This window comes from Curtobacterium luteum (genome assembly GCF_001475545.1).
Classification (GTDB): Bacteria; Actinomycetota; Actinomycetes; order Actinomycetales; family Microbacteriaceae; genus Curtobacterium; species Curtobacterium luteum_A.
The window spans coordinates 1-13550 of sequence record NZ_LDQC01000050.1; the positions used below are offsets into that span (position 1 = coordinate 1).

A 13550-nucleotide genomic window follows, 5' to 3' on the forward strand; every position below is an offset into this window, starting at 1 on the left:
TTTCGTCGGGACCGGCCGGGTCCGTCGGGTTGGTCGTCTCGTCGGGGTGTGCCGACGTCGTGTCTGGTGCCGTGCCTCCCGGCTGATCGGCGGTGGTGGCGACCGACGTGTCGGCCGTGGTGATCGCGTCGGTCGCGACCGTCTGCGCCGCGGTCGGGACGTCGTCGGCGAACGCCGCGGTGGCGCCGGTACCGAAGGCGGACGACACGGTGACGACGGCGACGGCCGCTCCGATCGCGGCGCCGCGACGGAGTCGGCGTGGGCAAGACTGCTGCATGGGATCCCCCTGGTTGTCGACGGGCACGGGACGTGCCCTCACTGAGGGGTGTCGCGAGGACCGCGAGCCTGACGGCGTCGTTCGTCTCGGTCCGGTAACGGTGTCCGGTCAGGCCGCGACCACCGCCGCGGCCCGTTCGAGCTCCGCGCGCAGCGCGGTGACGGCGGGCGAGGACGAGCCCGCCGACCGGACCACCGTGAAGATCGTCCGCCGCGGCCGCTCCGGGAGCTCGACGAGCCGGCACGTCGTCGTCCGCCCGGTCCACATCAGGTCGGGCATGAGGCTCACCGCGTTGCCGGACTCGACGAGCCGGATCTGCGTCTGCAGGTCGGCGGTCTCGTAGCGGACATCGGGCTCGAAGCCGTGCCGGCGGCAGACCTGCTCCGCGAAGTGCCGTGACGCCGTGCCGCGCGGCTCCATCACCCACGGCAGGGCCTCGGCGTCCGCGATCGAGGAGACCGACGCGAGCGCGGTGTCGACCGGGGGGAGTGCCAGGCGGACGGCGTCGGTGGTGAGGTCCTCCCGCTGGAGACCCGGCAGCCGCGGTGCCGCGTGCGCCGGGTACTGCTCGGCGATCACCATGTCGAAGTCCCGGATCCAGGTCTCGTGCAGCGCGGTCTCCGGCTCGCGCTGGACCATCTCGATCCGCACGTCCGGGTGGGCGGTCGCCATCGCGTGCAGGGCGTTCGGCATGAGCGCGAGTGCGGCGGACTGGAACACCGCGACCCGGACCCGCCCCTGCACCGTCGGCATGGAGCCCTCGACCTCGGACTGCGCCTGTTCCAGGACGTCGAGGACGTGCCCGGCGGCCTGGACGAGCACCTCGGCCTGCGGGGTGAGCTGGAGACGCCTGCCGGCCTTGCGCAGGAGCGGGACGCCGGCCTCGCGTTCGAGGGCCGCGAGCTGCTGGGAGACGGCCGACGGGGTGAAGTTCACGGCCTCGGCGACGGCGGCGATCGTGCCCCGGATCGAGAGCTCGCGGAGGAGGACGAGACGGCGGACGTCGAGCATGTCGTCAGTTTAGGAGAACTGCACGGTACTCGTCAGGAACAGTTGCTTCCGCTGATGCTTCGGCGGCTCCACACTGAACCCATGACGACCGTGCACGAGCACCCCGCTTCCGCCCCCCAGCCCACCGGACCCGGCGACCTCGCCGACGAATCCGTCGCGCTCGTGCGGCAGTGGCTCGCCGAGGCCGAGACCTACCCGGTCGACGGCTCCGCGAAGCAGCTCGCGGGCGTGCTCGCCGACCCGGCCGGACTCGACTTCGCCGTCGGGTTCGTCGACGGCGTCGTCCGCCCGGAGGACCTCGGCGTCGCCGCCCGGAAACTCCGCGCCATCGCCCCGAACGCGCCCGGGTTCCTGCCCGCGGCACTCCGGGGACTCGTCCGGCTCGGTGGCGGGATGGCCCCGGTCCTCCCCGGCGTCGTCGTACCGATCGCCCGGCGCGTGCTGCGGGACATGGTGGGGCACCTCATCGTGGACGCCACCGACGCCAAGCTCGGCCCGGCGATCGCGAAGATCAAGCGCGAGGGCGTCCGGCTGAACGTCAACCTGCTCGGTGAAGCCGTCCTCGGCGAGAAGGAGGCCGCGCGGCGCCTGGACGGCACGCTGAAGTTGCTCGCCCGCGACGACGTCGACTACGTGTCGATCAAGGTCTCGTCGACCGTGCACCCGCACTCACCGTGGGCGTTGGACCACGCCGTCGAGGACATCATCGAGAAGCTCCGGCCGCTGTTCCGCCGTGCGGCTGCCGCCTCGCCGAACAAGTTCATCAACCTCGACATGGAGGAGTACAAGGACCTCGACCTCACCATCGCGGTCTTCACGAAGCTCCTCGACGAGCCCGAGTTCACGACGCTCGAGGCCGGCATCGTGCTCCAGGCGTACCTCCCCGACGCGCTCGCCGCGATGCAGCACCTCCAGGAGTGGTCCGCTGCCCGTCGCGCCCGCGGGGGAGCCGACATCAAGGTCCGCCTGGTGAAGGGCGCGAACCTGCCGATGGAGCAGGTGGAGGCCTCGGTGCACGGCTGGCCGCTCGCCACGTGGCACACCAAGCAGGACTCCGACACGAACTACAAGCGGGTGCTGGACTGGGCGCTCACGCCGTCGCGCATCGAGAACGTCCGGGTCGGTGTCGCCGGACACAACCTGTTCGACGTCGCACACGCCTGGCTGCTCGCCGGGCAGCGGGGCGTCCGGGACGGCATCGAGTTCGAGATGCTGCTCGGCATGGCGCAGGGGCAGGCCGAAGCCGTCCGCCGCACCGTCGGGTCCCTGCTGCTCTACACGCCGGTCGTGCACCCCGGCGAGTTCGACGTGGCGATCGCGTACCTGATCCGCCGCCTCGAGGAAGGGGCGTCGCAGGAGAACTTCATGTCCGCGGTGTTCTCGCTCGCTTCGTCACCCGAGCTCTTCGCTCGAGAAGAGGACCGCTTCCGGTCGTCCCTGGAACCCCTCGCCACGCCGGAGGGCCTCCTCGCTCCGGCCTCGCACCGTGTGGCCGACCGTTACGCCGCGGTGGGTCGACCCGTGGCCGGGCACTTCGAGAACACCCCGGACACCGACCCGTCGGTCGCGGAGTTCCGGCAGTGGGGAGCCGACATCACCGCGCGTGTTGCGTCCTCGACGCTGGGCACCAAGGCCGTCCAGGAGGCACGGGTCGACTCCGCCGCGACGCTCGACTCCGTCCTCGGTCGCGTCCGCGCCGCGGGCGCCGAGTGGGCGTCGTGGTCAGGAGCCTCCCGCGGAGCCGTCCTGCACGCGGTCGGCGACGCGCTCGAGGCCAACCGGGCCGCGCTCGTCGAGGTCATGGCGTCCGAGACCGGCAAGACCATCGACCAGGCAGACCCCGAGGTGTCCGAGGCGATCGACTTCGCGCACTTCTACGCGGAGCTCGCGTCGCAGCTCGACGAGGTGGACGGCGCGACGTTCACACCCGCCGCGCTGACGCTCGTCGCGCCGCCGTGGAACTTCCCGGTGGCCATCCCCGCCGGTTCGACGCTCGCTGCCCTCGCAGCCGGCTCCGCCGTCGTGCTGAAGCCCGCGCCGCCGGCCGAGCGCTCCGGTGCCGTCCTCGCGTCGATCATCGAGACCGCGCTCGACCTGCACGGTGCCCCCGCCGACGTGCTCGCGTTCCTGCAGGTGTCCGAGAACGACCTCGGGAAGCAGCTCGTGTCGTCGCCGCTCGTCGACCGGGTGATCCTCACCGGGGCGTACGAGACCGCCGAGCTCTTCCGGTCGTTCCGTCCCGACCTGCCGCTCCTCGCCGAGACCTCGGGCAAGAACGCGATCATCGTCACCCCGTCGGCCGACCTCGACCTCGCCGTGAAGGACGTCGTCGCCTCGGCGTTCGGACACGCCGGGCAGAAGTGCTCCGCGGCGTCGCTCGTCGTGCTCGTCGGGTCGGTCGCCACGTCGCGGCGTTTCCGGTCGCAGCTCGTCGACGCCGTGTCCTCGCTGACGGTGGGCTACCCGACCGACTCCACCACGCAGATGGGCCCGGTCATCGAGCCCGCCGCGGGCAAGCTGCTCGACGGTCTGACGAAGCTCGGCGTGGGGGAGTCCTGGGCCGTGCAGCCCACGCCCCTGGATGACTCCGGCAAGCTCTGGAGCCCGGGCGTCCGGGACGGCGTCGCCCGCGGCTCGGCGTTCCACCGCACCGAGTACTTCGGGCCGATCCTCGGCATCATGACCGCGCGAACCCTCGACGAGGCGATCGACATCGTCAACGAGGTCGACTACGGCCTGACCTCGGGGCTGCACTCGCTCGACCCAGCGGAGATCGGCACCTGGCTCGACCGCATCGAGGCCGGGAACCTCTACGTGAACCGCGGGATCACCGGCGCGATCGTCCGTCGGCAGCCGTTCGGCGGCTGGAAGAAGTCGGCCGTCGGCGCGGGGACCAAGGCCGGTGGGCTCAACTACCTGCTCGGGCTCGGGTCGTGGTCGTCTGCGCCCGCTGGTGCAGCCGGTGTCGCTGTGTCCGCACCGGTGGCGTCCTTCGTACGCGCTGCCGGGGTGGCGTCGGAGTCACTCGACCGCTCACTCGCGTCCGACCAGCAGGCGTGGGAGTCGCTGTTCGGCACCGCGACGGACGTGTCGGCACTGACTGCCGAGCGGAACATCGCGCGCTACCTGCCCTACCCGGGCGTGCACGTGCGACTCGCCGCGGACGACGCTTCGTCGTTCGACGTGGAGTCGCTCGTGCGGGTCGTGGCGGCGGCGGTCCGCGCGGGGACCACCATCGACGTGTCGGCCGCTGGTCCGCTGCCGGCCGCCGTGCGCTCGGCCGTGCAGTCGCTGTCGATCGTTCGGTCGGTCCGTGACGGCGAGACCGACGCGACCTTCTCGGCGCGGATCGCCGAGGGGCCTTCCACCCGCGTGCGGCTCATCGGCGGTGACGTCTCGGCGCTGTACACGGCGATCGAGGGGCGTCCGGACGTGGCGGTGTACGCCGAGCCCGTCACCGAAGCCGGACGGCTCGAGGTGCTGCCGTTCCTCCGCGAGCAGGCGGTGTCGATCACGGCGCACCGCTTCGGCACGCCGAACCACCTCACGGATTCGCTGATCTAGCGGCGGCCGCCGCGGTCGGCGTCGCGCTCGGCGCGGCGTTCGCCCCGGCGCGGGGTTCGCCCCGGCGCGGGGTTCGCCCCGGCGCGGCGTTCACACAACAGGAGTCGGCTCGAACCACGTCTTGGCGTGGTTCGAGCCGACTGTGATTCGTCGGGTCAGGCGGGCACGGTCATCATGCTCGTGACGAGTTCGCGCAGCTCGGCCGGAACAGCCGTCGGGCGGCGGGCACCCTCACGGTCGATGACCACGTGGACGAACTCTCCGGTCGCGAGCAGGGCGCCGTCGGCCTGACGGAAGAGCCCGAACTCCCACGCGAGGCTCGTGGTGCCGACCCGCTTCGAGCGCATCCCCACCTCGATCACGTCCGGCCACACGGCCGACTCGACGAAGTGGCAGCTCGACGAGACCAGCACGGCGATCCAGTCCGACGTGAACGGATCGAGGCCCGCGACCTCACGGAACCAGTACGTCGCCGCGTTGTCCATCGCCGAGTAGTAGATGGTGTTGTTGACGTGCCCGAACATGTCGTTGTCGTTCCACCGCGTCGGGTAGGAGCGGGTGAACGGGTACTCGTCGATGGTCATCGGTCTCCGATCGGTTGCGCGGCTCCGCTGGATCTGGCTGGCGCCGGGGCAGGGCCGGACCGACCGTAGTCGACGGCGGCTCGGTGCCGTCTGATGTCCGGGAGTCCGGAATCCGTCATCGGGTCGAGCGGGTACAGCGTGGCAGCCGTCTGCTCAGCGTGCCGTCCGTACCGTGGCGTCCATGTGCGAGTCGGTCCAGTGCCCGGTGTGCGGCAAGTCCTCATGGACGGGCTGCGGCGATCATGTCCGTGACGTGATGCGTGGCGTCCGTCGTCGGGATCGGTGCCGGGGACACGGCATCCCGCAGCACCTGCTGGAGACGCGCGGCTTCCGCTGATCATCGGGGGTTGTCCGGTCGCCGCACCGTCCGGGTGCTCGTCAGGCCGTGGGCGTTGCCTCGACGGGTGCCGGTGACCACCGGCCGTCCGTCGCACCACGAGGAGCACCACACCGTGTCCGAGTCCTTCGCCCACCCCACCGCACTCGCCCACGTCCGGGTGACCGTGACCGACATCCACCGGAGCAAGGCGTTCTACGAGCAGTTGCTCGGCGTCGAGCCCGCGATGGACTTCAGTGAGCACGCCGGCGAACCCGGGACCGAGCAGGACCGCGAGCGTCTCTACGGCGGGTGCATCTTCCCGCTCGGCGACCAGCTCTTCGGGCTCCGGCCGGTCGCTCCGCACGGGCAGCGGTTCGACCCGGACACCGTGGGTCTCGACCACGTCAGCTTCACGGTGGGCTCGGTCGACGCCCTCCACGACGCCGCCGCTCGTCTGGACGCCGCGGGCATCGAGCACGGTGCGGTGACCGACCTCGGGGACGCGGGCATCGTGATCCTCTCCGTCCAGGACCCCGACGACATCAACCTCGAGTTCACCGCCGCCAAGGGGTGACGCCGTCATCGTCGGGCGTCAGTCGATCGGTGTCGGCACGGCGGTCGGGCGGAGCACGTACTCGAACGTCGCACGCGCCCGGGCAGCATCGGGAGTCTCGCCCGAGATGAGATCGGCGTACGTGAACGACTCCGAGATCCGGACGAGCAGTCGCGCCAACTCCTCGCTCGACAGCGGTGTGGGATCGAACGCGCCGGACTCCCGCTCGGCGTCGATCAGCGCGGTGACCCGTGCGACGAACCTGCTCTGGACGTCGCTCTCCGACGTCGTCAGGAGTCGGAGTGCTCGCGCTGGTTCCCGGGTGAGGAACGCCCGGAAGTACGGCGCCCGGATGAGGTCCGCGGTGAACCGGTCCATGACGTCGACGATCCGTCCCGCCCCCGACGGTGCGGCCGCCGCGGCAGCGCCGTCGAGGGTCGGGACCGCGAGCGACCACAGCACCTCGGACAGCAGCTGGTCGCGGTTGCCCACCCACCGGAAGAGGGACGTCCGGTCCACGCCGAGCGACCCTGCCAGGGTTCCCATGTCGATCCGCGAGCCGTCGATGAAGGTGTGACGGGCCTCCCGGAAGGCGCGCAGCGCAGAGTTCGATGTGTACATGCATCCCTCCCTTGCAACGTTTCCGAGAATGATGCACGATCGGGGGTATGTCAACGACGGCAGCGACCACGCCCCTCCTCGAATCGGACTTCTACGGCTTCCAAGCCGGGTTGACCGAGCAGGAGCGTGACTCGCTCGGACGGCTGCGGGCGTACCTCGAAGCCGAGGTCCGCCCCATCGCGGACGACCACTGGGCGCGTGCCGAGTTCCCGATGCAGGTCATCGCGCCGCTCGCCGAGCTCGGCATGTACGGGCCGGGGGTCCCGCTCGTACGGCAGTTCGAGAACTCGGCCGTCTACCGCGGCTGGGCGGCGCTCGAGCTCGGGCGCGTGGACGCGAGCGTCGCGACGTTCATCGGCGTGCAGTCCGGCCTCGCGATGAACTCGATCGCGGTCGCGGGCAGCGAGGAGCAGCAGCGGGAGTGGCTGCCCCCGATGGCGCGTGGCGAGCTCGTCGGGGCGTTCGGCCTCACCGAGCCGCTGTCCGGCAGCGACTCCGCGCGGGGCCTCCGGACGACCGCCCGACGCGAGGGCGACGAGTGGGTCCTCGACGGCGAGAAGCGGTGGATCGGCAACGCCACGTTCGCCGACGTCGTCGTCATCTGGGCGAAGGACGTCGCCGACGACCAGGTGAAGGGCTTCCTCGTCACGACGGACAGCCCCGGGTTCACGGCGACGAAGATCGAGGACAAGATCGCCCTCCGCGGGGTGCAGAACGCCGACATCACAATGACGGGCGTCCGTGTCCCCGAGTCGCGGCGGCTGCAGCACGCGGACTCGTTCCGTGCGACGGCCGAGGTCTTGCGGCTCACCCGCACCGAGGTTGCCTGGCAGGCGATCGGCATCGCGGTCGGCGCCTACGAGGCCGCACTCGACTACGCCCGCACCCGCATCCAGTTCGGCAAGCCGATCGCGTCGCACCAGATGGTGCAGGACCTCCTCGTGAAGTCGCTCGCGAACATCACGGCGTCGATCGCCCTCTGCACGCAGGCCTCGGCCATGCAGGACGCCGGGGTGGGCGGCGACGAGCACTCCGCGATGGCGAAGGCGTTCGCGACGGCGAAGATGCGTGAGACGGTGGGCTGGTGCCGTGAGGTCCAGGGCGGCAACGGCATCGTGTTGCAGAAGGGCGTCGCGCGGTTCTTCGCTGACGCCGAGGCGATCTACTCCTACGAGGGCACACGAGAGGTGAACACCCTCATCGTCGGGCGTGCGATCACGGGACAGGCTGCGTTCGTGTGAGGGACTGAGGCTCGGCCGGGGCGTGGCGTCGACGTTCGTTCCGGCCGGTTCCGCGTGCGACTTCGGGTGTCGCTGCGGAAGGACGCGGCCGGTGTCGAACGACATCGGCCGCGTCGTTGCGCGCGGCTCCGGCGGAGCGCGTGCGACGTTGCATGCGTCGATCGACACGTGGTTCGTCGAAGCGCCCGCGGTCCGCGGACCGTCCGCCCGGTGCCGGCTCCGAGCCGGGCACGGTGCCCGGCCCGGACCCTGCGCTACCCGAGCAGCTCGGGCCGCCGCCAGTCCTCGCCGAGGACGTGCTGCGCGAGGAACGCGAACACCGTCTCGTACCAGACCTTCGCGTGCTGCGGCTTCAGCACCCAGTGGTTCTCGTCCGGGAAGTACAGGAACCGGTGCGGCATCGTGCCGTCATCCGCCGCGTGGTGCTCCGCGAGCTCCGACCACAGCCGCAGCCCCTCGCCGATCGGCACCCGGTAGTCCTTGTCACCGTGGATGACGAGCATCGGCGACGCGATGTCGGCCACGAACCGGTGCGGGTCGTTCTCGTGCATGCCCTCGGCGTCGAAGATGGACTGCCAGTAGTGCGACGAGTCCGTCGTGCCGTTGAACTGCTCGAGCGCCCAGAGGCTCGCGTGCGTGACGATCGCCCGGAAGCGGTCGGTGTGGCCGGCGACCCAGTTCGCCATGTACCCACCGAACGACCCGCCCATCGCCGCGGTCCGGGTCTCGTCGATGTCCTCGCGTGCCTCGACGGCGTCGGTGATCGCCATGAGGTCGGTGTACGGCGCCTGCCCCCAGGCGTTCCACCCGCGGTTGATGAAGTCGAGCCCGTAGCCGGTCGACAGGGCCGGGTCGGGCAGGAGCACGGCGTACCCGCGCGCGGCCATGAGCTGCGGGCTCCACCGCCACGACCACTGGTTCCAGGAGTTCAGCGGTCCGCCGTGGATCCAGAGCAGCAACGGGTGCGGCCCGTCGCCCTCGGGCAGGACGAGCCACCCACGGACGCGCGTGCCGTCGGTCGTGGTGGTCTCGACGTCCTCGATCGTGCTGGGGACGTCGGGGAGCGGCGCGGGGGTCGCCAGGACCGTCACCGAACCGTCGGCGGCGATCCGGACCGGGTGGAGCGGCGCCTGCCAGGAGGCGCGGAGCGCCACGACCTCGCCGGTCGCCTCCGCCACGCGGAGGTTGGAGTACGCCCAGTCGTCGTGGGTCAGCTGCTCGACGGCACCGCCGTCGAGCGGGATCCGGAACACGGGTGCCCGGCCGTCCTGGTCGGCGGTGACGAGGAGCGCGCCGTCACCGTGCTCGAAGACGAGTTCGCTCGGCCAGCGGTCCCAGTCCGCCGCGATCCGCCGGGCTCCGGCGACGTCGACCGTGCCGTCCGCCGCGATCCCGGCGACCCAGACCTCTTGCTCGTGCGCTCCGGCCGGCGTCGAACGCGCCGTGCGGACCCACGCGACGGTGCGGCCGTCGTGGCTGATCCGGGGGATCTCGTGGTCGACGTCCGGCTCGTCGAAGACCACGGTGCGGCTGCCCGTGGCGACGTCGATGGTGACGAGGGCGGCGCGGAAGCCCCGGGCCTCCTGCAGGCCGACGGACGCGACGAGGGTCCGGCCGTCCGGGGTCAGCGCACCGTCCACGTGGTCGAGCGATCGGGCCGGCGTCGGGGTGAGGTCGACCGGGAGCGGCAGGTGTGCCGGGTAGTCGGGTGCGTCCTCGCCGGGAGCCGGACGATCGGCGTCGTCCCGCTCGCGCAGGCCGCCGAGGTCGAGCGCGAGCACGTGCGGCTCGTCCGGGCCGAGGTCGTGGTCCCAGAAGCGCACCGGGTACGTCTCGTGCAGGATCGCACCGACCTTCAGGTCCTTCCGCCGCTTCCGCAGCGCGGCGTCGGCCGCGAGGAACGATGCCGGAGCGTCGGCCGAGCCCTGCGCGTTCGGGAGCAGCGACGCCGTGAGGGCGACCACGTCGGCGTCGGAGGCCGTCGCGAGGACGCCGCCCGCGCCTCCCGGCAGGGCGGTGACCGGACGGGCCTCGCCACCTGCTGCGGGGAGGAGCCAGAGCTGCGCAGCGTCGTCGGCACCGGACTCGTCCGGCCGACCGGAGACGAACAGGACGTCACCGGACCGGGTGACCGCGACGCCGCCCTCGCCCTTCGCCGATCGGGTCAGCCGGACGGGGGTGCCGGAGCCGTCGGCAGGGACGCTCCAGACCGAGCGGCGGTACCCGGTGCGGTCGTCGTCGAGGGCGCTGACGGTGAGGACCACCCGCGAGCCGTCCGGAGCGACCGCGATGCCGTCGACTCGGGGAAGGGCGGTGAAGTGGTCCAGGTCGGAGAACGGCGTCGTCATGACCCCACGCTATCCGCGTCCGGCGACACCGCGGGGAACTCCGCCCAGAACGCGGCGATCTGCTCCGCGACGGTCGATCCCTGACGGTGCCCCTGTTCGGCCGAGGGCGCCTGGGTGGACAGTGCGAGCGAGTTCGTACCGAACGCGTGCTGCGACGCGCTGTCGGCCACGACGGTCTCGACCGAGCTCCCGCCGGCGCGGAGGCTCTCGACCGCGACGTCGAGCCACGGTCCGAGCGGCGACGGACCCTCCGGCCCGCACGCGATCACGAGGACGCGCTCGTACCCGGCGGCGACGTCGGCGTTCGTGGCAGACCGCAGCCCGCCGTCGATGTGCGGGACGCCGTCGATCGACACGGGCGTCCAGACGAACGGCACCGAGCAGCTCGCCGCGACTGCCCGGGCGAGCGGCACGCCGGACTCGGCGGTGAGCACCCGGAACGTGCCGTCGGTGGCGTCGATGGTGGTCACGCCGAGCGGCTTCGACGGCCACTCGGACCCGGGGATCGTCTGCTCGAAGGTCGCGATGCGTTCCTCGTCGGTCTGACCGCCGACCGACTGCTGTGCGACGGCGCCGAGCCGGGCACGGGCGTCCTGGTCGTCCTGCGCCCCGGCGAGGACCTGCTCGAGGCGGGTCTGGAAGTCCTCCGATGCGATGACCGGGGGCTCCTCGTAGGTCGACGGCAGCGGGGCGTGCTGCTGCGCGTAGGCGTCGGCGACCGCACCGCCGCGGACGAAGGTCCCGACGACGCTGCCGGCGCTCGACCCGACCACGAGGTCCGCGGCGTCGAGGTCGACCCCGGCCTCCTGCAGGGCGGCGAGGACCCCGAGTTCCCAGGCGATGCCGGCGACGCCGCCGCCTCCGAGGACGAGTGCGCGGGTACCGGGAGCGGGTGTCGAGACGTCGGTCATGGGTCATGCTTACCAATCCCGCCTGTCCTGGCGGGCCGCGGCACGCGGCCTGTGGGCGGCGACCCGCGCAGGCTCGCGTGTGCAGGAGAGGCCAGTGGAGACGGACGGGAGGCCCGTGGCGGCGTCGCCACGGGCCTCCAGACCGATGTTGGGGAGCGTCGGTCAGACGCCTGCCGTGCTGCGGATCCAGCTGGCGCTCTGCGTCAGCACCGCGTAGTTCGAACCGGCGTGCGTGTTCGCGCCCGGGTCGGCCACGTCGCCGGTGGAGCACACGCCGACGACCTTGCCGTTCACGAGGAGCGGGCCGCCCGAGTCGCCGTGGTTCGAGGCGCCGGAGACGCCGGTCACGTGCTGTGCGGTGCCGTTGTACGCGTCGACCGAACGACCGGTGAGGTTGACGCTCGCCTGGTAGAGGCCGGTGCTCGGGGCGCTGTTCGCCCGGTTGCCGTAGCCCATGATCGTGCCCGTGCCCGACGACTTCGTCGTGTAGGCGAGGTCGAGCGGGGCGTACGACGAGAGCGTCTTCGCGGTGCGGAGGTGCACGAGGGCGATGTCGCCGGACGGCGCGGAGTACAGGCGGTCGGCAGCGGTGGCGGTCCCGCGGTTGGTGGTGCTGTTCGAGTGGTAGACGTTCATGGCGGTGGTGCCGTCCACGCAGTGCTTGGCGGTGAGCACCCACGAGGCGTTGATCTGCTCGCCGGTGCACCCGTACGTGCCGGACCCGCCCTGCTGGAAGACGAGCTGGACCTCCCACGGGGTGCTCGGTGCCTGCTCGCCGCCGATGACCTGCGGGGACACGGTGGCGGCGTTCGCCGCGGAGGCCCCGAAGGTGCCGCCGAGGAGGACGATGGCGGCGGTCGCGAGGAGCGCCGTTGCTCTGGTCTTGAGTCGCTGCTGCATGGGGATGATGTTCTTCCTGCCCTCGTTCGGGGGGCAAGTCGGCGTTGCAGGGGACAACATTCGTACCCTCGCTCGCGCCCTGTGGACGACTCCTCCGACGTCGGTGGGGTGTCCTACCGTCGTCGGCATGCCAGGGGAGCGGAGAGTGGTCGACCGTCGGCGGCGTCGTGCCGGCGCGGTCGGCTGGCCGATCGTCGTCGCGACCGCGCCCACCGCAGCGTTCCAGCTGCCGAACCTCGTCGTGGCTCCGGGGCTGAAGGTCGCGCTCGTCGTGTTCGGCCTCGCGGTGCTGTTCGCCGCGGTCGTCGTGCAGGTCGTCCGCGCTCGTCGGGCCGCGTCCGCCGTGGCCGCCGCCGCCGCGGTCGCGCGGTCCACCGAGCTCGAGCAGGGGACCGCCGTCCGGTACGCCTTCGGCCAGCTCGCCTCGAGGCTCGCCCGGTTCGCGGAGCTCCGGCGGCACGAGCGGCGGCAGGAGCTCCCGGTCTTCGCGGACCGCGTCGCTGTGGCGCTGGCCTTCTACCTGTTGCCGGGCGTCCCGGACGTCCGCGCGAACGTGTACCAGCTGTCGGCGGACCTCCGCGCGCTCGAGCCGATCGGGCACGGGGGAGCGGAGGACACGGCCGGCGTGTTCCGGGCCGGCACCCCCTACGGCGACCGCAACCTTGACTGGGTGCTGGTCGGGGGTGGCCCGCGGGTCGTCGGGGACCGCGCCGCCGACGTCGACGTCGACGAGGACCTGCCCGGCTTCGAACCCCGCTACCGCTCGTACGTGTCGGTCGTGATCCGCTCCGAGGAGTACTCGTTCGGCATGCTCACGGTGGACTCGCCTGCGCCGGACGCGTTCACCGACCTCGACGCCGAGTACGTCGCCCTGATGGCGTCGTTCATGGCCGTCGCGTTCTCGCTCGCGTCGCCGTTCCCGGACCGCGACCGCAACCACCGGAAAGGCCCGTGATGCGCACACGATTCGTCGGACGCTCGACGTACGATCCCCACATGACCATCGTGACCCCCGAACCGAAGCCCTTCGGTCGGTCCCGGGTGTACACCCCCAACTGGACCGACGACACCACCGACGCCGACTACGAGGACCGCGACGTGATCGCTGCGAACATCGAGCGCGAGCGGGTCGCTGCCCGTCGTCGCTTCGAGGCGCGGCTCGCCGCTGCGCTCGCCCGCTGACCCCACAGCCACCGACCTGACGACGGAGCGCCGTGCCCA

12 protein-coding genes are annotated in these 13550 nt (G+C 71.8%); 5 read left to right on the forward strand and 7 right to left on the reverse strand.

The window, feature by feature from the left end; genetic code table 11:
- Together NS184_RS09585 and NS184_RS09590 are read right to left on the reverse strand one after the other, a co-directional pair.
- The coding region (locus tag NS184_RS09585) for a hypothetical protein (RefSeq protein ID WP_206556275.1) at positions 1-277 on the reverse strand (277 nt) is incomplete at its 3' end.
- Between the two features lie 108 nt (positions 278-385).
- Positions 386-1288, reverse strand: a complete 903-nt coding sequence (locus tag NS184_RS09590; protein WP_058725901.1) for a LysR family transcriptional regulator — start codon at positions 1286-1288, stop codon at positions 386-388.
- A gap of 81 nt (positions 1289-1369) precedes the next feature.
- Between NS184_RS09590 and NS184_RS09595 the strand changes: the two genes are divergently transcribed.
- Positions 1370-4852: a proline dehydrogenase family protein gene (locus tag NS184_RS09595; protein WP_058725902.1), complete on the forward strand. Its 3483-nt coding sequence runs from the start codon at positions 1370-1372 to the stop codon at positions 4850-4852.
- Between the two features lie 155 nt (positions 4853-5007).
- Here NS184_RS09595 and NS184_RS09600 read toward each other — a convergent pair whose 3' ends face one another.
- On the reverse strand, positions 5008-5436 hold the full coding sequence (locus NS184_RS09600; protein WP_058725903.1) for an acyl-CoA thioesterase: 429 nt from the start codon (positions 5434-5436) through the stop codon (positions 5008-5010).
- A gap of 404 nt (positions 5437-5840) precedes the next feature.
- Between NS184_RS09600 and NS184_RS09605 the strand changes: the two genes are divergently transcribed.
- Positions 5841-6329 (forward strand): VOC family protein, encoded by a 489-nt coding sequence (locus NS184_RS09605; protein ID WP_242863016.1) that lies wholly within the window; start codon positions 5841-5843, stop codon positions 6327-6329.
- Between the two features lie 18 nt (positions 6330-6347).
- Here the strand turns inward: NS184_RS09605 and NS184_RS09610 are convergent, their stop codons facing one another.
- Entirely contained in the window at positions 6348-6929 is a 582-nt protein-coding gene (locus NS184_RS09610) for a QsdR family transcriptional regulator (protein ID WP_058725904.1), read from the reverse strand.
- A 47-nt stretch (positions 6930-6976) separates the two neighbouring features.
- Between NS184_RS09610 and NS184_RS09615 the strand changes: the two genes are divergently transcribed.
- Positions 6977-8170: an acyl-CoA dehydrogenase family protein gene (locus NS184_RS09615; protein WP_058725905.1), complete on the forward strand. Its 1194-nt coding sequence runs from the start codon at positions 6977-6979 to the stop codon at positions 8168-8170.
- A 254-nt stretch (positions 8171-8424) separates the two neighbouring features.
- Here NS184_RS09615 and NS184_RS09620 read toward each other — a convergent pair whose 3' ends face one another.
- The 3 genes from NS184_RS09620 to NS184_RS09630 form a co-directional block, all read right to left on the reverse strand.
- Positions 8425-10518, reverse strand: a complete 2094-nt coding sequence (locus NS184_RS09620; RefSeq protein ID WP_058725906.1) for a S9 family peptidase — start codon at positions 10516-10518, stop codon at positions 8425-8427.
- Positions 10515-11429 carry a patatin-like phospholipase family protein gene (locus tag NS184_RS09625; RefSeq protein ID WP_058725907.1) on the reverse strand — a complete coding sequence of 305 codons (915 nt, stop codon included), beginning with the start codon at positions 11427-11429 and terminating at the stop codon, positions 10515-10517. The genes NS184_RS09620 and NS184_RS09625 overlap by 4 nt, the downstream gene beginning before the upstream one ends.
- 162 nt (positions 11430-11591) lie before the next feature.
- On the reverse strand, positions 11592-12329 hold the full coding sequence (locus NS184_RS09630) for a S1 family peptidase (RefSeq protein WP_058725908.1): 738 nt from the start codon (positions 12327-12329) through the stop codon (positions 11592-11594).
- Between the two features lie 127 nt (positions 12330-12456).
- Here NS184_RS09630 and NS184_RS09635 point away from each other — a divergent pair, with 127 nt between their 5' ends.
- On the forward strand, positions 12457-13284 hold the full coding sequence (locus NS184_RS09635; RefSeq protein ID WP_152998159.1) for a GAF domain-containing protein: 828 nt from the start codon (positions 12457-12459) through the stop codon (positions 13282-13284).
- A 41-nt stretch (positions 13285-13325) separates the two neighbouring features.
- On the forward strand, positions 13326-13511 hold the full coding sequence (locus NS184_RS09640) for a hypothetical protein (RefSeq protein ID WP_152998160.1): 186 nt from the start codon (positions 13326-13328) through the stop codon (positions 13509-13511).
- The last annotated feature ends 39 nt before the right edge of the window (positions 13512-13550 follow it).

What these genes read in the sequence shown, in the direction of transcription:
- NS184_RS09590 (WP_058725901.1), bottom strand. Translation starts at nt 1,288, where the DNA reads ATGCTCGACGTCCGCCGTCTCGTCCTCCTCCGCGAGCTCTCGATCCGG.
- NS184_RS09595 (WP_058725902.1), top strand. Translation starts at nt 1,370, where the DNA reads ATGACGACCGTGCACGAGCACCCCGCTTCCGCCCCCCAGCCCACCGGA.
- NS184_RS09600 (WP_058725903.1), bottom strand. Translation starts at nt 5,436, where the DNA reads ATGACCATCGACGAGTACCCGTTCACCCGCTCCTACCCGACGCGGTGG.
- NS184_RS09610 (WP_058725904.1), bottom strand. Translation starts at nt 6,929, where the DNA reads ATGTACACATCGAACTCTGCGCTGCGCGCCTTCCGGGAGGCCCGTCAC.
- NS184_RS09615 (WP_058725905.1), top strand. Translation starts at nt 6,977, where the DNA reads ATGTCAACGACGGCAGCGACCACGCCCCTCCTCGAATCGGACTTCTAC.
- NS184_RS09620 (WP_058725906.1), bottom strand. Translation starts at nt 10,518, where the DNA reads ATGACGACGCCGTTCTCCGACCTGGACCACTTCACCGCCCTTCCCCGA.
- NS184_RS09625 (WP_058725907.1), bottom strand. Translation starts at nt 11,429, where the DNA reads ATGACCGACGTCTCGACACCCGCTCCCGGTACCCGCGCACTCGTCCTC.
- NS184_RS09630 (WP_058725908.1), bottom strand. Translation starts at nt 12,329, where the DNA reads ATGCAGCAGCGACTCAAGACCAGAGCAACGGCGCTCCTCGCGACCGCC.
- NS184_RS09635 (WP_152998159.1), top strand. Translation starts at nt 12,457, where the DNA reads ATGCCAGGGGAGCGGAGAGTGGTCGACCGTCGGCGGCGTCGTGCCGGC.
- NS184_RS09640 (WP_152998160.1), top strand. Translation starts at nt 13,326, where the DNA reads ATGACCATCGTGACCCCCGAACCGAAGCCCTTCGGTCGGTCCCGGGTG.